The organism is Cupriavidus sp. USMAA2-4 (assembly GCF_001854305.1).
In the GTDB taxonomy this organism is placed as follows: Bacteria; Pseudomonadota; Gammaproteobacteria; order Burkholderiales; family Burkholderiaceae; genus Cupriavidus; species Cupriavidus malaysiensis.
In genome coordinates, this window is sequence record NZ_CP017748.1 from 1,342,709 (window position 1) to 1,360,125 (window position 17,417).

At 71.4% G+C, this 17,417-nt stretch carries 11 protein-coding genes and 1 pseudogene; 5 read left to right on the forward strand and 7 right to left on the reverse strand.

The genetic code is table 11. From position 1 onward, the window contains the following. Window positions 1-162 precede the first annotated feature (162 nt). The 4 genes from BKK79_RS05990 (at window position 163) to BKK79_RS06005 (ending at window position 4,292) form a co-directional block, all read left to right on the forward strand. Window positions 163-1,599 (forward strand): aldehyde dehydrogenase family protein, encoded by a 1,437-nt coding sequence (locus BKK79_RS05990; RefSeq protein WP_071037318.1) that lies wholly within the window; start codon window positions 163-165, stop codon window positions 1,597-1,599. 83 nt (window positions 1,600-1,682) lie between these two features. Further along, window positions 1,683-1,925 carry a hypothetical protein gene (locus BKK79_RS05995; protein WP_071011588.1) on the forward strand — a complete coding sequence of 81 codons (243 nt, stop codon included), beginning with the start codon at window positions 1,683-1,685 and terminating at the stop codon, window positions 1,923-1,925. A gap of 160 nt (window positions 1,926-2,085) precedes the next feature. Beyond that, window positions 2,086-2,844 (forward strand): SDR family oxidoreductase, encoded by a 759-nt coding sequence (locus BKK79_RS06000; protein ID WP_071011586.1) that lies wholly within the window; start codon window positions 2,086-2,088, stop codon window positions 2,842-2,844. Window positions 2,845-2,987: 143 nt separating this feature from the next. After that, window positions 2,988-4,292: an MFS transporter gene (locus tag BKK79_RS06005; RefSeq protein ID WP_071037319.1), complete on the forward strand. Its 1,305-nt coding sequence runs from the start codon at window positions 2,988-2,990 to the stop codon at window positions 4,290-4,292. Between the two features lie 54 nt (window positions 4,293-4,346). Here the strand turns inward: BKK79_RS06005 and BKK79_RS06010 are convergent, their stop codons facing one another. From BKK79_RS06010 to BKK79_RS06035, 6 genes and pseudogenes are all read right to left on the reverse strand, one after another. Further along, window positions 4,347-10,490, reverse strand: a complete 6,144-nt coding sequence (locus BKK79_RS06010; RefSeq protein WP_071037320.1) for a hybrid sensor histidine kinase/response regulator — start codon at window positions 10,488-10,490, stop codon at window positions 4,347-4,349. Between the two features lie 58 nt (window positions 10,491-10,548). Then, window positions 10,549-12,738 (reverse strand): methyl-accepting chemotaxis protein, encoded by a 2,190-nt coding sequence (locus BKK79_RS06015; RefSeq protein WP_071037321.1) that lies wholly within the window; start codon window positions 12,736-12,738, stop codon window positions 10,549-10,551. Window positions 12,739-12,827: 89 nt separating this feature from the next. Beyond that, window positions 12,828-13,382 carry a chemotaxis protein CheW gene (locus tag BKK79_RS06020; protein ID WP_071037322.1) on the reverse strand — a complete coding sequence of 185 codons (555 nt, stop codon included), beginning with the start codon at window positions 13,380-13,382 and terminating at the stop codon, window positions 12,828-12,830. A gap of 32 nt (window positions 13,383-13,414) precedes the next feature. Continuing rightward, complete coding sequence (locus BKK79_RS06025) at window positions 13,415-13,783, reverse strand: response regulator (RefSeq protein ID WP_071011579.1); 369 nt, start codon at window positions 13,781-13,783, stop codon at window positions 13,415-13,417. 124 nt (window positions 13,784-13,907) lie between these two features. Then, window positions 13,908-14,348, reverse strand: a pseudogene (locus BKK79_RS06030) (response regulator); the annotation flags it as partial. Between the two features lie 316 nt (window positions 14,349-14,664). Continuing rightward, the gene (locus BKK79_RS06035; RefSeq protein WP_010813017.1) at window positions 14,665-14,835 is read right to left on the reverse strand and encodes a rubredoxin; all 171 of its coding nucleotides are present in this window, start codon (window positions 14,833-14,835) and stop codon (window positions 14,665-14,667) included. Between the two features lie 215 nt (window positions 14,836-15,050). Between BKK79_RS06035 and hemL the strand changes: the two genes are divergently transcribed. Further along, window positions 15,051-16,340 carry a glutamate-1-semialdehyde 2,1-aminomutase gene (hemL, locus tag BKK79_RS06040; RefSeq protein ID WP_071011576.1) on the forward strand — a complete coding sequence of 430 codons (1,290 nt, stop codon included), beginning with the start codon at window positions 15,051-15,053 and terminating at the stop codon, window positions 16,338-16,340. A 75-nt stretch (window positions 16,341-16,415) separates the two neighbouring features. Here hemL and dapA read toward each other — a convergent pair whose 3' ends face one another. Beyond that, a complete protein-coding gene (dapA, locus tag BKK79_RS06045; protein ID WP_071011574.1) occupies window positions 16,416-17,372 on the reverse strand; it encodes a 4-hydroxy-tetrahydrodipicolinate synthase in 957 nt (318 codons plus the stop codon). Between the last annotated feature and the right edge of the window lie 45 nt (window positions 17,373-17,417).

The window sequence follows — 17,417 nt, forward strand, 5'->3', positions numbered from 1 at the left end:
GCGCTGACCGGAATCTGACAGGAACGCAGGCCGGGCCGCGCCGGCGCAGGTGCCTTGCGCGTCCCGCCGGCTGGGCGATAATGCCGGATCGATCCCCGGCGGCGCCCGTCCCCGGGCCTGGCGCGGGACTCCCCCGTCCGCCCGCCGAACCGGAGCCAATCCATGCATGCCCAGCACTACGTAGCCAACCGCCTGATCGCACCCGATTCGGGCCTGCGCATCAAGGTCTTCGACCCTTCCACCGGCGAGCCCTTCGCCGAGATCGCCCGCGGCAACGCCACCGACGTCAATGTGGCGGTGCACGCCGCCCGCCAGGCTGCCGACGGCGCCTGGGGCGCCATGTCGCCGGCCGAGCGCTCGCGCCTGCTCAACCGCGTGGCGCTGGCCCTGCTCGCCCGCGAGGACGAACTGGCCGCGCTGGAGGCGCGCGATACCGGCAAGCCGCTGCGCCAGGCGCATGGCGACGCGCGTGCGGTGGCCCGCTACTTCGAGTTCTATGCCGGCGCGGCCGACAAGCTGCACGGACAGACCATCCCCTACCAGGCCGGCACCACGGTGCTGACGCTGCGCGAGCCGCACGGCGTGACCGGCCACATCATTCCCTGGAACTATCCGCTGCAGATCTTCGGCCGCAGCGTGGGCGCGGCGCTGGCCGCCGGCAATGCCTGCGTGGTCAAGCCGGCAGAAGACGCCTGCCTGTCGCTGCTGCGCGTGGCCGAGATCGCCGCCGAGGCCGGCCTGCCGGAGGGCGCGCTGAACATCGTCACCGGCTACGGCCACGAGGCCGGCGCGGCGCTGGCGCGCCATCCCGGCATCCAGCACATTTCCTTCACCGGCTCGCCGGCGACGGGCAAGCTGGTGGCCCAGCTGGCCGCCGAGAACCACGTGCCGGTCACGCTGGAACTGGGCGGCAAGTCGCCGCAGATCGTCTTTGCCGACGCCGATGTCGACGCGCTGGTGCCGGTGGTGGTCAACGGCATCGTGCAGAATGCCGGCCAGACCTGCTCGGCCGGCAGCCGCGTGCTGGTGGAGCGCCCGCTCTACGACGCCCTGCTCGACCGGCTCGCCTCGGTGTTCGAGACGCTGCGCGTGGGCCCGTCCGGGCTCGACCTGGAATGCGGGCCGCTGATCAGCCGCAAGCAGCAGCAGCGCGTCTGGGACTTCGTCTCCGACGCCCAGCACGACGGCATCGCCGTGATGGCGCAGGGACACATCGTGCCCGAGGCGCCGGAGTCCGGCTTCTACCAGGTGCCGATGCTGTTCCGCGACGTGCCGCCGCGCCACCGGCTGGCGCAGGAGGAGGTGTTCGGTCCCCTGCTGGCGGCGATGCCCTTCGACAGCGAGGCCGAGGCGGTGGCGTTGGCCAATGGCACGCCCTACGGCCTGGTGGCGGGCGTCTGGACGCGCGACGGCGGCCGCCAGCTGCGGCTGGCACGCAACCTGCGCGCCGGCCAGGTCTTCATCAACAACTACGGCGCCGGCGGCGGCGTGGAACTGCCCTTCGGCGGCACCGGCCAGTCCGGCTACGGCCGCGAGAAAGGCTTCGAGGCGCTGTACGGCTTCACCACGCTGAAGACGGTCGCCATCCAGCACGGCTGAGCCAGCGCCGCCGGCCGCGGCGGCCATCCATTCATCGGAGTGCCGTCTCCTTCCACACGACGGCCATGCATTTTCGGAGTCACATGGGTAACATCAATTTCCTCTCGGTCGCTTTCGCCATCTTCTTTTTCTGGATGGCCTGGCACGTCAAGAACAAGCGTGCCACCAACCCCTCCGGCATGCCGCGCCTGCAGGTCTTCAAGCGCAAGTGGGGCGAGACCGTGGGCGACCGCGTGCACTGGTGCCTGTATGTGGCCCTGCCCTTCCTGCTGGCGGTGATGATGGTCGCCAACGCGCTGCGCGGGCGGGGACCGTTCTCGCACTGAGGCGCGTTGCGGCGCGCACCCGGCACCAGCGGGCGCGCGCCTTGCAGTTTGTTGCACCCGTGTCTGGCGGGGAACGCGGCAGCCGCGGCTCCCCGCAACGAAAACGTCAGGAGGCTTCCCGCACGGCGCGGAGGTCCCGCACAAGCCAAGGAGACAGGCAATGAGACTGGAAGACAAGGTGGCGGTGGTCACCGGGGGCGGATCGGGCTTCGGCGAGGGCATCGCCCACACCTTTGCGCGCGAAGGCGCCAGGGTGCTGGTGGCCGACCTGCGCGCCGACGCGGCCGAGCGGGTGGCGCACGCCATTGCCGCCGCGGGCGGCCAGGCCCGCGCGGTGCGCGCGGACGTGTCGCACGAAGCCGATGTCGAGGCCATGCGCGAGGCGGCGCTGGCGGCCTTCGGCGACGTCCACATCGTCGTCAACAACGCGGGCACCACCCACCGCAACAAACCCATCCTGCAGGTCAGCGAGGAAGAGTTCGACCGCGTCTACGCCGTCAACGTCAAGAGCATCTTCTGGTCGGCCCGCGCCTTCGTTCCGCATTTCCGTGCCCGCGGCGGCGGCGTCTTCGTCAATATCGCCTCCACCGCCGGCATCCGGCCGCGCCCCGGCCTGGTCTGGTACAACGGCAGCAAGGGCGCCGTGATCACCGCCAGCAAGGCCATGGCCGCCGAGCTGGGCCCGGACAATATCCGCGTCAACTGCGTCAACCCGGTGATCGGCGCCACCGGCCTGCTGGAAGAGTTCATGGGCATGCCCGACACGCCCGAGAACCGCGCCAGGTTTCTCGCCACCATCCCGATGGGCCGCATGTCGACCCCGCAGGACGTGGCCAACGCCTGCCTGTACCTGGCCTCCGACGAGGCGGCCTTCATCACGGGCACGTGCATCGAAGTCGACGGGGGACGCTGCGTCTAGCCTCTCCAAGCCCTTCCCGCACACCGGGCCGAAGCGTCGTACCTAACGTCGTACCTAACGTCACACGAATCGTCGTACCCAACGTCGCACCGAACGTCGTACAACAACAAGGCATCGAGCCGATGCCAGGACGAGGAGACAGCATGACAACGACCGCAGTCAACCCCGGCGCCACCAGCGCCGCCTTCGAGGATGCCACCTACCGCAAGGTGAGCTGGCGCCTGGTGCCTTTCCTGCTGCTGTGCTACGTGGTGGCCTACCTGGACCGCGTCAACGTAGGCTTCGCCAAGCTGCAGATGCTCAATGACCTGAAGTTCAGCGAGACCATCTACGGGCTCGGCGCCGGCATCTTCTTCATCGGCTACTTCCTCTTCGAAGTGCCGAGCAACGTGATCCTGCACCGCGTCGGCGCGCGTATCTGGATCGCGCGCATCATGATCACCTGGGGCGCGATCTCGGCGGCGATGATGTTCGTCACCACGCCGACCATGTTCTACGTGCTGCGCTTCCTGCTGGGCGTGGCCGAGGCCGGCTTCTTCCCCGGCATCATCCTCTACCTGACCTACTGGTTCCCGGCCGGCCGGCGCGGCCGCACCACCACCTATTTCATGACGGCGGTAGCCCTGTCCGGCGTGATCGGCGGGCCGCTGTCGGGCTGGGTGATGCAGGCCTTCGACGGCCACAACGGCTGGTCCGGCTGGCAATGGATGTTCCTGATCGAAGGCATCCCCTCCATCCTGGTCGGCCTGTGGGTGATCGCCTACCTCGACGACCGCATCGCCCACGCCAAGTGGCTCAGCGACGAAGAGAAGGCGCTGCTCCAGCGCAATATCGCCGGCGAGGAGGCGCACAAGGAAGACCTGCCGATCGCCCGCGTGCTGTCCAGCCCGCGCGTCTGGCTGATGAGCGCGATCTACTTCAGCTTCGTCATGGGCCTGTACGGCATCAGCTTCTGGCTGCCCACCATCATCAAGCAGACCGGCGTCAAGGGCGCGCTCGACATCGGCCTGCTGACCGCCATTCCCTACGGCTGCGCGGTGATCGGCATGGTGCTGGTGGCCTACAGCGCCGACCGTCGCGGCGAGCGCCGCTGGCACATCGCCCTGCCCGCGCTGGGCGGCGCGCTCGGCCTGGTGCTGTCGGTGCAGTGGCACGGCAACACCACCCTGGCCATGTGCGCGCTGACGCTGGCCACCATCGGCATCCTCACCACGCTGCCGTTGTTCTGGAGCCTGCCGACGGCCTTCCTCGCCGGCACCGGCGCGGCCGCCGGCATCGCCATGATCAACTCGCTGGGCAACCTGGCCGGCTTCATCAGCCCCTACGCGGTGGGCTGGCTGAAGGACCTGACACAGAGCACCGACTCCGGCATGTACCTGCTGGCGGCCTGCATGGTGGCGGGCGCGGCGCTGACGCTGTCGGTGCCGGCACGGATGGTGAACAAGTAGGGAAGGCGCGCGGGGCGGCGGCATCGGCCACCGCCCCGGCAGGCCGGCTCCGTCTCAGGCGTCGCCCAGCATCTCGCCCACCGAGCCGGCGGTACCTGCCGCGCGCGGCCCGATCAACTGGTGCAGCGTGCCCAGCAGCTCATCCTCGTTGTAGGGCTTGCCGAGGTAGACGTTGACGCCGATCTCGGCCGCGTAGCGGCGATGCTTCTCCGCCGTGCGCGAGGTGATCATCACCAGCGGCATGTGGGCGGTGCGGGCGTCGGCGCGCACGTTGCGCGTCAGGTCGAAGCCATCCATGTGCGGCATCTCGATGTCGACCAGCATGGCATCCGGCATGACGTCCTGCAATTGCTTCAGCGCATCCACGCCGTCGCGCGCCAGCACCACCTGGTAGCCGGCGCGGGTCAGCAACCGGTGGGCGGCCTTGCGCACGGTCAGCGAATCGTCGACCACCATCACCGTGGGCTGCGTGCCGAGGCCCGCCACGGCCACCGCGGCAGCGCTGCCGGCGCCCAGCTCGGCCACCGCCCCGGTCAAGCGGGCGGCCTGCGCGGACGGCGCGGCCTCACCGGCCGGCGGCAGCCCGCGCAGCGCTTCGCCGCGCGCCTGGGCATGGCGCTGGGCCAGCACCACCGGGTTGTAGATCAGCACGATCTCGCCGTCCCCGAGCGTGGTGGCGCCGGCAATGCCGTCGAGGCGGGCCAGGTGGGGGCCGATGTGCTTGACCACCACTTCGCGGTTGCCGACCACCTCGTCGACGTGCACCGCCACACGCTCGGCACCGCTGCGCGTGACCACCACCGGGGAATACTTGCTGCCGGCGGCGATGGCGGGGCTCTCCTCCAGCAGGGCGCCGAAGTAGTGGAACGGCACCGGCTCGCCGCCATAGGCGAAGCTGCCTCGGTTGTAGGCCTCGGCCAGCGCCGGCGCGCGCAACTGCTGGACCTGGTCGATCATGCCGCTGGGAATGGCAAAGAGGCGGCCGCCCAGCATCACCAGCAGCACCTGCGTGATCGCCGTGGTCAAGGGCAGGTGCAATGTGAAGCGGGTGCCGCGCCCGGCCTCGGTGGTCAGCGCGATGCGCCCGCCCAGCGCCACGGTCTCGGCGCGCACCACGTCCATGCCGACGCCGCGGCCGGCCAGTTCGGAGATGGTGTCGGTGGTGGTGAAGCCGGGCGTGAAGATCAGTTCGGTCAGGCGTGCCTCGCCGGCCTCATCGTCCGGGGCCAGCAACTGGCGCTGCACGGCGCGCGCACGGATGCGCGGCAGGTCGAGGCCGGCGCCGTCGTCGACGAAATGCAGCACGACCTCGTTGCCTTCCTGCTGCAGTTCCAGCGTGAGCGCGCCGGTGGACGGCTTGCCGGCCGCCCGCCTGGCCTCGGCCGGCTCGATGCCGTGCACCACCGCGTTGCGGATCAGATGCTCGATCGGCCCGGCCATGCGGTCGAGCACCGAGCGATCGATCTCCACGGTGCCGCCCTTGATCAGCAGGCGCACCTCCTTGCCGGTTTCGGCGGCCGCCTGCCGCACCACGCGGTAGAGGCGCTCGGCCAGCGCATCGAACTGCACCATGCGGGCCTGCATCAGGCTGCGCTGCAGGCCGCGTGTCAGGCGTGCCTGCGCTTCCAGGTCGCCGGCGGCGCGATCGAAGCCGCGCTGCAGGTTCTGCTCCACGGTGGCCACGTCGTTGACGGACTCGGCCATCATGCGCGTGAGCTCCTGGAAACGCGTGAAGCGGTCGAACTCGAGCGGATCGAATTCCTGCTTCTGGCGCGAGTCGGCGATGCGCGAGGCCATCTGCGACTCGGCCTGGATCTCGATCTCGCGCAACTGCGTGCGCAGGCGCGCCACGTTGTCGTTCAGCTCGCCGAGATAGGTGCGCAGCGCGCCCAGCTCGCTGTCCACGCGGGCGCGCGCCACGCTCACTTCACCGGCGTCGTTGATCAGGTTGTCCAGCGTGCGCGCCTGCACCCGCACCAGCGCGCGCTGGCGCTCGGCAGGCTCCGCTGCCGGCATGGCCGGAGCCAGGCCGGGCATGACGCCGGCAGGACCGGGTGCCGCCGGCGGCAGGGCAGCCAGCGCGCCGGCCGGCGGCGCATCGGTGCCGCGGTCCGGCGGCGCACCGTCCACGCCGGCAGCGCCGTCCACGCCTTCCGTCCCGTCCGCCTGCCCGCCTTGCTCGGCGCCGTCACGGCCGTCCCCGCCCTCGCCCGCGGCGCCGATGTCCGCCTGGGCGTGCACCGCCTCCGGGTCGTCCGCTGGCAGCAGGCGGCCCGCCTGCAGTGCCTCCGCATGCGCCAGGATGCGGTCGTACCAGGCATAGAGCCGGGCGAACAGCGCGGGGCCGACGCGGTTGCCACGCAGGCTCGCGTCCAGCAGCGTCTCCATTTCGTGCACCGACTGGCCCAGGGCCATGGCCCCGGCCATGCGGGCGCTGCCCTTGAGGGTGTGCAGCGCGCGCAGCACCAGACCGCCATGGCGCATGTCCTCGACCGGTGCCGCCTCCCAGGTGCGCAGCAGCCGGCCGAGCTCCGGCAGGCTGGCCTGCGCCTCTTCCAGGAAGATCTCGACCAGCTCGCGATCGAGCGCGGGCTCCGGCTCGCCTGCGGCAGCCTCCTCCACCAGCCCCACCGGCCCCACCTGCTCCATCACCGGCGCGGGCCGGGCCTCCACGCCCGGAGCCCGCAGCGCGGGCATGGGAATCACCACCGCCTGGTGGAGCGCCGCCGCGGCGGGCTCGCCGCCTGCGGCGCCCGCCTCGTGCGGCACAACAGGCACGCGCGCGGCGCCGAACAGCATCGACACCGGCATATCCGAAGCATCCGCCAGATCCGATCCATTCGAGCCATCCGGCATCGCTCCCAGGCCCAGCACGGATCCCGGCGCCGGCCCGACATGCAGGCGCGGCCGCATCAACATGCGCTCGCGGCACTCCGCCAGGCTGCGGCACAGCGCCGTCTCCGACTGCGGCCAGACGCCCGCGGCGAACTGGTGCAGCATGCCGCGCAGGCGCTCCACGGCCTGCTCCAGCAGGCGGAAGTCACCGGGATGCAGCGCCACCGGATGCGCGGCCAGCTGCAGCAGCAAGCCCTCCAGCGCCTCGGCCACCTCGCGCACCGGCTCCAGCGCCACCGTGGCGGCGCTGCCCTGCAGCGTATGGGCCACGCGCAGCGCCAGCTCGCTCGGGCAGGGGCGGCCTTCATGGCGCCACTCGGACAGGTCGGTGGCGAACTGGCGGATCAGGCCGTCCGCCTCCTGCAGGTAGACGTTGTACAGCGGCAGCCCGATGCGGATCGGGCCGATGACCTTGTAGTGGTCGTCCTCGCCGGAGAGCGCTCCCGCCAGCCGGAAGGGGATGACGTTGGCGTCCTGCGCCGCGTCCGCGCCGGTCTGTGCGGCCTCATCCGGCGCGTCCCGCCCGTCGTCGTCCGCGCGCGGGAATTCCACTTCGCCCGCGCCTGCCGCCGCGTCGGGACCGGCATCGTGCAACGGGATCGGCGCCTCGTCCGCCGGCATGGCCGGCCGCGCATCGGCTGCATCGGCTGCATCGGCTGCATCGGCTGCATCGGCTGCATCGGCTGCATCGGCTGCCGCCGGGCGCCCGTCGCGTACGGCCTGGGCCGCCGCCAGCAGCGCGTCGACGTCGCGCTGGCAGGCGGCGTCCTGGCGCAGGCCGGCCAGCCAGGGTTCCAGTTCCGCGTGCGCCTGGCGCAGCAGTTCGAGCAGTTCCGGCCTGGCCTCGCGGGCTTCGGCGATCCACAGGTTGAGCACCTGCTCCACCGCCCATGCCGCCTCCCCGTAGCGGGCCAGGCCGACCATGCGGCTGGAGCCCTTGAGAGTATGGAAGCCGCGCCGCACGCGGCTCAGCGTATCGGCATCCGCCAGCGCCGCCAGCCCGCCATCGAGCGCCCTGGCGATGCTGGCGAGCACATCCTCGGCCTCGTGCAGGAAGATGTCGAGCAGTTCGGCGTCGAGCGCCGCATGGTCGGCCGGCGCGGCGGCGTCAACGAGCGCAGGCGCGGGCGCCGCCGGCGCGGCCTGCGGCAGCGGTTCGGCCAGCACCGCCACCAGCCGCTGGGCGGCATCGGCGCTGCCGGCCAGCCAGGCATTGAGCTGCGTGGTCGCCTCCGCCACCGAACGCCGCAGCGCCGCGTCGTCATCGATCGCGGCCTGCTCGCCGGCCGCCTGCAGCGCCGCGCGCAGGGCATGCACCTCCGGCGCCTCGGCTTCGGCGTGCACGCGCAGCATCGCGGCGGCGGCAGCACGGGCACCCGCCAGCGCGTCCGGCGATGCCGGCGATGCCGGCCGCAACGCTCCCGGCTCCGCCAGGTCCGCGTCCCCGGGCACCTCCATCCCCCCGGCCAGCGGCGCCTTGCCGAACTCCACCGCGTCGACGAAGGCATGCAGCGGGCCGAGTTCACCGGCGACCTCCGCCAGCGCGCCGGCGCGCGCCTGCGCATCGGCGCCGGCGAATCCGGCCAGGCGCGCCTCCACCCGCTCGACGATGGCGGCCGCGCCGCCCGCCTCCGCGGCCAGCGCCGGCGTCAGTGCGCCACCGCTCGCCAGCGTGCGCAGCGTATCGCGCAGGCTGCGGAAGGCCCGGCTCGCATCCTGCAGGTGCGTACCGGCGGCGATTCCACCGCCATCGCGGTCATAGGCATCGAGCCAGGACTCGCCGCTGTCGAGCTGCGCGCGCAACTGCGCCACCGCGGCCCGCCGCACCTCCTGCGCCTGCGCCTGGGCAACCATCTCGACCAGCCAGGACGGCGCCGCCGCACCGGCCGCCAGGCAACTCGCCAGCTCCTCGCAACGTTGCGCGAACTGCAGGCGCGCGGCATGGCCGGACTTGCCGTGCACACGCCAGGGCGTGGCCAGCGCGCGCGCGAGGAACAGCGCGAGCGCCTCCGCTGCGGTGCCGGCAGCGGTGCCGGCAGCAGCGCCTTCGCCGCCTGCCGCCGCGTCCAGGCAACGCAACAAGGCCGGCTGGGACAACGGCTGGGCGGCCTCGGCCAGCGCCGCCAGCGCGGTGTGCCAGGCCGCGGCGTCGCCGCGCGCGGCGCGCTCCAGGCCGGCCGCAGCCTGCTGCAGGTTGCCGGTGTCGATGCCGTCGAGCCAGCCGTAGTAGCGCTGGCGGAAATCCGCCTCGACGGCCAGGTGCGCGGCGTCCAGGCGGAAGGCCTGCAGGCACTGGCGGATCGCCGCGCGCAAGGCCAGCGCTGGCGCGGAACGCTCGGCGTCCGGCGCCAGGCCGGTGGCGACCAGCAGGAAGATGGCGTCATTGAGCAGCGCCTGCGGCACCCGTACCTGGCCCTGCACGTATTGGCGCAGCAGCAGGTGCGCGCGCGCGGCGAAGCGCTTGGCCAGCAGGTCGGACGGCAGCAGGCCATGCGCGAGCGCCTCGAACACCAGCGACAGCACATGCCACACGCCGCGGTCCGGATGGTCGGCGCTGCGGCGCGCCTCCTGCTCGCCGGCGCGCACGTCCTGCATGGCGCGCACCAGCGGCAGGTACACCTGCTGCAACTGCTCGGCATCGGTACATGGCGTGGGCAGGCGCAGCGCGCCGAGCAGCGCGGCCTCGAAGCGCTGGCGCGCGCGCGCCACCGCCGCCGGCAGGCGCGTGGGCAGCAGGATGCCGGGCAGCATCTGCACGTCGTCCACCCACAGGTCGGCCGGATGCACGCGCTCTTCCGAGAGCAGGGCCAGCACGTCGGCGTAGTTGCGGAACAGGCGCAGCGGGTCGTCGGGCTCCCCCGCCAGCAGGTCATCGACGTACTCCGCCAGTGCCTGCACACCCTGGCGGAATACCTGGTGCGTGTCGGCGCTGGCTGCCGCCGTGCCGGCATCGACGGCCTCGAGCAGGCGGCGCAGCGCCTGGCAGTAGGCATCGATGCCGCGCAGGCCGACGATATGCACGGCGCCGGCGGCCTGGTGCAGTTGCTGGCCGGCGAGGCGCAGCGACGTGGTGTCGCGCGCGCCCAGCGCCTCCGGCGCCTGCTGCACTTCGTCGACATAGCGGCCGAACTCGGCCGCGGCGTCCTCGAGCGCCGTGCGCAGGCTGGGCGCCAGCCAGGCCAGCATCGAGAGGTCGCGCCGCCCGCCTTCCGCGGCGGGTGCGGCGTGCGCCTCGTGCCGCGCGGCGGCCGCGATGGCGTCAGGTTCGGCCGCTGCGCGCGAGACTGGGGAGTTCAGTGACATGACTGCTTCCAAAATGGCCGTGGCGGGCCGCCGTACGCCGCGCCACGCGCCGGATGGCTTAGCCGATCTTGAATCGCGATACGGAGTTGCGCAGCTCTTCGGTCAGCAGTGTGAGCTGGCGCACCGAGGCCGAGGTCTGGCGCGTGCCGGTGGAGGTTTCCTCCGTGACGTGCAGGATGTCGTCGATATTGCGCGCCACCGCGCTGGCCAGGCCGGCTTCGTGCGAGGTGGTCTGCGAAATCTGCTCGATCAGCTCGGCCAGCTGGCGCGACACGCGGCCGATCTCCTGCAGCGCGGCGCCCGCGTTGTCGGACAGCTTGGCGCCTTCGACCACGCCCTGGGTGCTGCGCTCCATCGCGTGCACGGCGTCCTGGGTGTCGGTCTGGATGGTGCGGATCAGCGCACCGATCTGCTTGGTCGCCTCGCCGGAGCGCTCCGCCAGCCGCTGCACTTCCTCGGCCACCACCGAGAAGCCGCGCCCGGCCTCGCCGGCCGAGGCGGCCTGGATGGCGGCGTTCAGCGCCAGCACGTTGGTCTGTTCGGTAATGTCGGAAATCAGCTCGACGATTTCACCGATCTCCTGCGAGGACTCGCCCAGGCGCTTGATGCGCTTGGACGTTTCCTGGATCTGCTCGCGGATGTCGTTCATGCCGGCAATGGCATCCTGCACCGCGCGCTGGCCCTGTTCGGCGGCTGTCAGCGAGGTGCGCGCCACGTTGGCGGACTCGGCCGCGCCGCGCGACACCTGGTTGATGCGGTCGGCCATCTCCACCACCGACTCGCCGGTCTGGCGGATCTGGCGCGACTGCTCCTCCGCCGCCGCGGCCAGGTGGGTGGAGGTGTCCTGCATGCGGTCCGACGCCTGGCTCACCTCGCCCGCGGTCTGCTGCACGCGGCGCACCAGTTCGCGCAGTTCTTCCACGGTGTAGTTCACCGAGTCGGCGATGGCGCCGGTGATGTCCTCGGTCACCGTGGCCTGGCGCGTCAGGTCGCCGTCGGCGATGTCCTGCAGCTCGTTCATCAACTGCAGAATGGCCTTCTGGGTGGCATCGTTGTTGCGCTTTTCGTCCAGGCGGCGCGCCTCGGCCTCGCGCTCGCGCGCCTCGGCCTCGCTGGCACGCACGCGCGAGTCGCGCAGGTAGAGCGAGACCAGGCCCGCCAGGCACAGCAGCGCCAGCAGCGCCGAGCCGATGGTGGCGGCCAGCGTCACCGGGCGGAAGCGTGCCGCCTGCGCATAGGCGCCCTGCAGCGCCGCCAGGTCGCCACGCAGCGCTTCGTTGTCGTTGAAGATCTGCTGCTGCGCGCGCTTGGCGGCGATCAGGCCGGGCAGGTTGCCCAGGATGGTCTGCGTGGTCTTCTGCACCGCGTCGAAACGCTGCGAAAGCTGCTCCAGGTAGCTGCGCGTCTCGGCGTCGCCGGCCGCCGACAACCGCAGCGCCTCGCTGCCGTTGAGCAGGCCGTCGAGCGTCTCGCGGAAGGTGTTGGTGTCCTTGCCGAGCAGGAAAGCGGTCTCGGGGTTGACGCCTTCGCCGGCGATGAACTCGTTCAGGTTCTTACCCAGGCGCTGCGTCAGCATCACCAGCTGGGCCGAGGCCGCCACTTCGCGCGCGTTCGCCCCCGACTGCAGCTTGATCGCGGCAACCTGCTCGGCCGATTCCAGCAGTTCCGGGTTGGAGGCGTTGAAGATCTGCAGGGTCTGGCCGATGGTGGTGAGCGTGGGCTGCTGGGCCAGCACGTCGCCCGCGCTCTTCTCGCTGCGCTTCCAGGAGCCCATGGCCGTCTCCAGCAGCGGCTCGGCCGCGCCGGTGGTGGCCCGCACCTTGCGCGCAGCGCTGCCTTCCTGCAGCGCCAGCAAGTCGGCGGCAAGCTGCTCCCTGGACTGCTTGAGCTGGATGAAGGCCTGCGGATTGCCGAGCAGCGCGTTCGGCACCGCCTTGGCCAGGCGCTGCGAGTGCATCAGCGTGTCGCCGGCGATCTCGATCTGCGCCGCGCCGTTGTCGGCCTGCCGGTTGTCGAAGTAGACCGAGCCCAGCAGCGCCGCCAGCGAAGCCACCAGGCCGATCGTCAAGACCCGCTGCCGGCTGGAGAAGGACATGCCGCGCAGCCAGGCCCCGAGCCGGTCCACGGGAGTGGCGCCAAGACCGCCTGGCGCCGCCGGCAGCGGCGCCACCGACACGCCATCGGCCGCCAGCCCCGCGGCCTGCGCCACCTGCGTGCGGCGACCCAGGCTGAATCTCTTGAAACCCATAGCTCCCCTCAATCCGTTCATTCGATGATTCTTCTGTGCTGCATGCTGTGCAGCGCCGGCGCCTGCCGCACGCTGCCCTGGCGACCGCGCTAGGCCGGTCGGCGCCCGGCCTGCAGGAACGCCGGCGTATCCAGCAGGCGGCGCACGTCCAGCACCTGCCAGCCGCGCCCTTCGCGGTCGACCAGGCTCGCGCCTTCCCACTCGCGGCAGGTCCCGCTGCCGGTTCCGCCCGGCGGCGGGCTCAGTTCGCCGGCGTGGCGCAGCCCCATGACGCGGGTGGCGAGGATGCCGCAGGCGCGCTCGACCTCGCGCGACAGCACGACGATCTTGCTGCCCGGCTGCAGCGGCGTGACACCCTCGCCGCAGAACAGGCCGAAGTCGATCACGCCCAGCAGGTTGCCGCGCGCGCTGACCAGGCCGGTGTACCAGGGCTGGGTCAGCGGCACGCGCGCGGGCTGGCGCATCTCGATCACCTCGCCGGTCTGGGCCAGCGGCAGCAGCCAGTGCCGGGCGCCTACCTGCAGGCCGAGATAACTGTCGACGGCGGGCAGGCTGCGCGCCTCCCGCAAGCGCCGCGCCAGCATCGCCTGGTAGTCCTGCAGGCGGGTGTGGCGCACGCGTAGGTCCTGGCGGGGAGCGTTCATGGCGGGGATGGCGCGGGCGGGTGGCGGATGGCTCAGTGCGACAGGGCGGCGATCTTGGTCAGCAGTTCTTCGCCGTCGACCGGCTTGACGATGTAGTCCGCGGCCCCCTGGCGCATGCCCCAGATGCGGTCGGTGTCCAGGCCCTTGCTGGTGCACATGATCACCGGGATGTCCTTGAAGCGTTCGTCGCGCTTGATCGAGCGCGTGGCCTGGTAGCCGTTCTGGCCGGGCATCACCACGTCCATCAGGATCAGGTCGAAGGCTTCGCTCTCGAGACGGGCGAAGGCCTGCTCGCTGTTGCCTGCGACCGAGACCTTGAAGCCGCGCTTGCCGAGCAGGTCGGACATGAACAGCGCCTCGGTGGGGGAGTCGTCTACGATGAGGATCTTATGGATGGTCATGATCGGATTGGGTTCGCGCAGCGCATGCGTGCGGCGTGCCGTCTTATGCAGGCAAGGCTGCAGACGATGCCGCAGACGACACTGCGGACGCTGCGGACGCTGCGGACGCTGCGGACGCTGCGGACGCCAGCGCGGCCGGCGCCGGCGCGCAGGTTTCCAGCACGTGCAGCAGCGCTTCGCGGGTGAACGGTTTGGCGAGATGGTCGCGCGCGCCGACCAGGCGGCCGCGCGAGCGGTCGAACACGCCGTCGCGCGAGGACAGCATGATCACCGGGATGGCGTGGAAGCGCGGGCTCTTCTTGATCAGGGAGCAGGTCTGGTAGCCGTCCAGGCGCGGCATCAGGATGTCGCAGAAAATCAGGTCCGGGTGCAGGTCGCCCACCTTGGCGAGGGCATCGAAACCGTCCTCGGCCAGCATGACCTCGCAACCCGCCTGCGACAGGAAGATCTCCGCCGTGCGGCGGATCGTGCTGGAGTCATCGATGACCAGCACCTTGCGGCGTGCGCATGCCGCGCCCGGCGCGCCGGCGACCCCGTCGTGTTCTGCAATCTGAGCGACCCGCATTTTGTTCCCGCGAACGGCGCCCGTCCATGCGGATGCGCCGGCATTCACTTGAGAACACCCGACCGGATCAGTCTGGCCGACCCGGCGGACCCCGATATCTAGTTTTTTTCCCAAAAAGCCGGCGAGCCGGCTGCTTGCCGGGCGGCGCATGGTTCCCGCGCCTACCCGTGTCCCCGGTGGCAGCGGCCGGCCGGGAACCGTGTTCAAATTTGCAGCAGAGTGTGACAAGACGCCGGGGGGCCGTCAATCGCGGCAATGCGGCCACCTCCGGCGATCTGTCGCTTCGGCGCGACGCGGCTGCGCGCGCGCCGGTGGCTCAGATAGCCACCATCTCGAAATCTTCCTTGCGGGCACCGCACTCGGGGCAGGTCCAGTTGATGGGCACGTCCTCCCAGCGGGTGCCGGGGGCGATGCCATCCTCGGGCGCGCCGGCGGCCTCATCGTAGATCCATCCGCAGATCAGGCACATCCAGGTCTTGTATTCCATAACGGGCAGGTGACTCTCCATTAAAATTCAGCGCAGATGGTACCGAATCAGCGCAGACGGCGCCAGCCGTGGCAAGCCAGATCCGTGCCAAATACGCCGCGTTCCCGACCGTTGCCGCGCAGTTCGCGCGCGAATCCCCGCAAATCCCTGCGTGTTCGCCGCGAATTGACGGCCGGTTGGACGCCTTTCCCCTGCTTTTGACTTCAGACAAGGCCATGTCCCGCAACCAGCAGCTCTTCGATCGTGCCCAGCAGACCATTCCCGGCGGCGTCAACTCGCCCGTGCGCGCCTTCCGCTCGGTGGGCGGCACGCCGCGCTTCATCTCCCGCGCCGAGGGGGCCTATATGTGGGACGCGGACGGCCAGCGCTATATCGACTACATCGGCTCGTGGGGTCCGATGATCGTCGGCCACACCCATCCGGAGGTGGTGCGCGCGGTGCAGCAGACTGCTGCCCAGGGCTTCTCCTTCGGCGCGCCCACCGAGGCCGAGATCGAAATGGCCGAGGAAATCTGCAAGCTGGTGCCGTCGATCGAGCAGGTGCGCCTGGTCTCGTCGGGCACCGAAGCGACCATGAGCGCACTGCGCCTGGCACGCGGCTTCACCGGGCGCGACCTGATCATCAAGTTCGAGGGCTGCTACCACGGCCACGCCGACAGCCTGCTGGTCAAGGCCGGCTCCGGCCTGCTGACCTTCGCCGACACCACCCGCAACGCGCCCTCCTCGGCCGGCGTGCCGGCCGATGTCGCCAAGCACACCATGGTGCTGGAGTACAACAGCGTGGCCCAGCTGGAACAGGCCTTCGCCAGCCACGGCGACGAGATCGCCGCGGTGATCGTCGAGCCGGTGGCCGGCAATATGAACCTGGTGCGCGCCAGCGACGCCTTCCTGCAGGCCATGCGCGCGCTCTGCACCCGACACGGCGCGGTGCTGATCTTCGACGAGGTGATGACCGGCTTCCGCGTGGCCCTGGGCGGCGCCCAGGCCCACTACGGCATCACCCCCGACATGACCTGCCTGGGCAAGGTGATCGGCGGTGGCATGCCGGCGGCGGCCTTCGGCGGCCGGCGCGACATCATGGCCAAGCTGGCGCCGCTGGGCGGCGTCTACCAGGCCGGCACGCTGTCGGGCAACCCGCTGGCGGTGGCGGCAGGCCTGACCACGCTCAAGCTGATCCAGGCGCCCGGCTTCCACGACCGCCTGGCCGCCCAGACCCGCAAGCTGGCCGACGGCCTGGCCGACGCCGCGCGCGCGGCCGGCGTGCCGTTCGCCGCGGATGCGGTCGGCGGCATGTTCGGCATCTACTTCCGCGAGGGCGTGCCCGCCAGCTTCGCCGAGGTCACCCAGAGCGACACCGCGCGCTTCAACCGCTTCTTCCACGCCATGCTCGACGCCGGCGTCTACCTGGCGCCATCGGCCTTCGAGGCCGGCTTCGTCTCGTCCTGCCATGACGACGCGGTGCTGCAGGCAACGCTGGACGCGGCACGGCGGGCGTTCGCGGCCTGAGCGACTCGGGCGGCCCGGGCGGCCCGGGCGGCCGGTGCCGCCCGTCGCGCTGAACGACCGCCGGGGTAGCGCGCGTCAGGCGCCGGCCACCGGCGCGCGCACGCCATCGAGCGCCGCGTACGCCGCCGCCAGCTGCTCCGCCAAGGCGGGCGAGGCCGCGGTCATGGGCGCGCGCAGCTCGTCGCGCAACAGCCCCTGCCGGGCCAGCAGGGCCTTGAGCGGCCCCGGGTTGGTTTCGGCGAACAGCAGCGACAGCACCGGCGCGAGCGCCCGGAACAGGCGCCTCGCCTCGGCCAGCCGGCCGGCCTCCACGGCCCGCCAGAGGCCCACGAACAGGTCGGGCCGGACGTGGGCGGAGGCGATGATGGCGCCGCGGCCGCCCAGGCACAGCGTGCCCAGCACCTGCGCATCCTCCCCCGCCAGCAGCGCCAGGCGGCCGTCGTCGATCACGGCCTGGGTGCTGTCGAGGCTGCCGCCGCAGTCCTTGAGCGCGCGGATATTGCCGTGGCCGGCGAGCGCCAGCAGGGTTGCGGTCTCGATCTTGATACCGGTGCGATAGGGAATGTCGTAGAGGACCAGCGGCGCCGCCGCGTGGTCGGCCAGCGTGCTGAAGTAACCCAGCAGCCCCTGCTGCGACGGCCGCACATAGCAGGGCGCCGGCGTCAGCAGGCCGGCCAGCGGCCGCTCGTTCAGGCGTGCCAGCCGCGCCAGCACCTGGCGCTGGTTGAAGCCGGCCAGGCCCATCATCACCGGCAGCCCGCCGGCCTCTTCCAGCACGGCATCCAGCACCGCCAGCTGCTCCGCCTCGTCCAGCGCCGCGGCCTCGCCGGTGCTGCCGCACACCACCAGGCCGGCGATGCCGCTGCCGCGGTAGTGCGCCACCAGCCTGCGCAGCGCGCCATGGTCCACCTCGCCCCCGGCAAAGGGGGTGACCAGCGGCAGCCAGATGCCTGAAAACACCTCCTGCCCGATGTCTTGCCTGGTGTCTTGCCTGATGCCCTGCTGGATCTCTTCTTGCCTCACGTCTTGCATCGAACTCTCCGGATCGACCGATCGGAAAACCGCACAGGTGCGCGC

Bases quoted from the DNA above. Each gene is read 5' to 3' on its own strand.
- BKK79_RS06035 (WP_010813017.1), bottom strand. From the start codon at position 14,835: ATGGAATACAAGACCTGGATGTGCCTGATCTGCGGATGGATCTACGAT.
- dapA (WP_071011574.1), bottom strand. From the start codon at position 17,372: ATGCAAGACGTGAGGCAAGAAGAGATCCAGCAGGGCATCAGGCAAGAC.
- BKK79_RS06010 (WP_071037320.1), bottom strand. From the start codon at position 10,490: ATGTCACTGAACTCCCCAGTCTCGCGCGCAGCGGCCGAACCTGACGCC.
- BKK79_RS05990 (WP_071037318.1), top strand. From the start codon at position 163: ATGCATGCCCAGCACTACGTAGCCAACCGCCTGATCGCACCCGATTCG.
- BKK79_RS06025 (WP_071011579.1), bottom strand. From the start codon at position 13,783: ATGACCATCCATAAGATCCTCATCGTAGACGACTCCCCCACCGAGGCG.
- BKK79_RS05995 (WP_071011588.1), top strand. From the start codon at position 1,683: ATGGGTAACATCAATTTCCTCTCGGTCGCTTTCGCCATCTTCTTTTTC.
- BKK79_RS06005 (WP_071037319.1), top strand. From the start codon at position 2,988: ATGACAACGACCGCAGTCAACCCCGGCGCCACCAGCGCCGCCTTCGAG.
- BKK79_RS06015 (WP_071037321.1), bottom strand. From the start codon at position 12,738: ATGGGTTTCAAGAGATTCAGCCTGGGTCGCCGCACGCAGGTGGCGCAG.
- hemL (WP_071011576.1), top strand. From the start codon at position 15,051: ATGTCCCGCAACCAGCAGCTCTTCGATCGTGCCCAGCAGACCATTCCC.
- BKK79_RS06000 (WP_071011586.1), top strand. From the start codon at position 2,086: ATGAGACTGGAAGACAAGGTGGCGGTGGTCACCGGGGGCGGATCGGGC.
- BKK79_RS06020 (WP_071037322.1), bottom strand. From the start codon at position 13,382: ATGAACGCTCCCCGCCAGGACCTACGCGTGCGCCACACCCGCCTGCAG.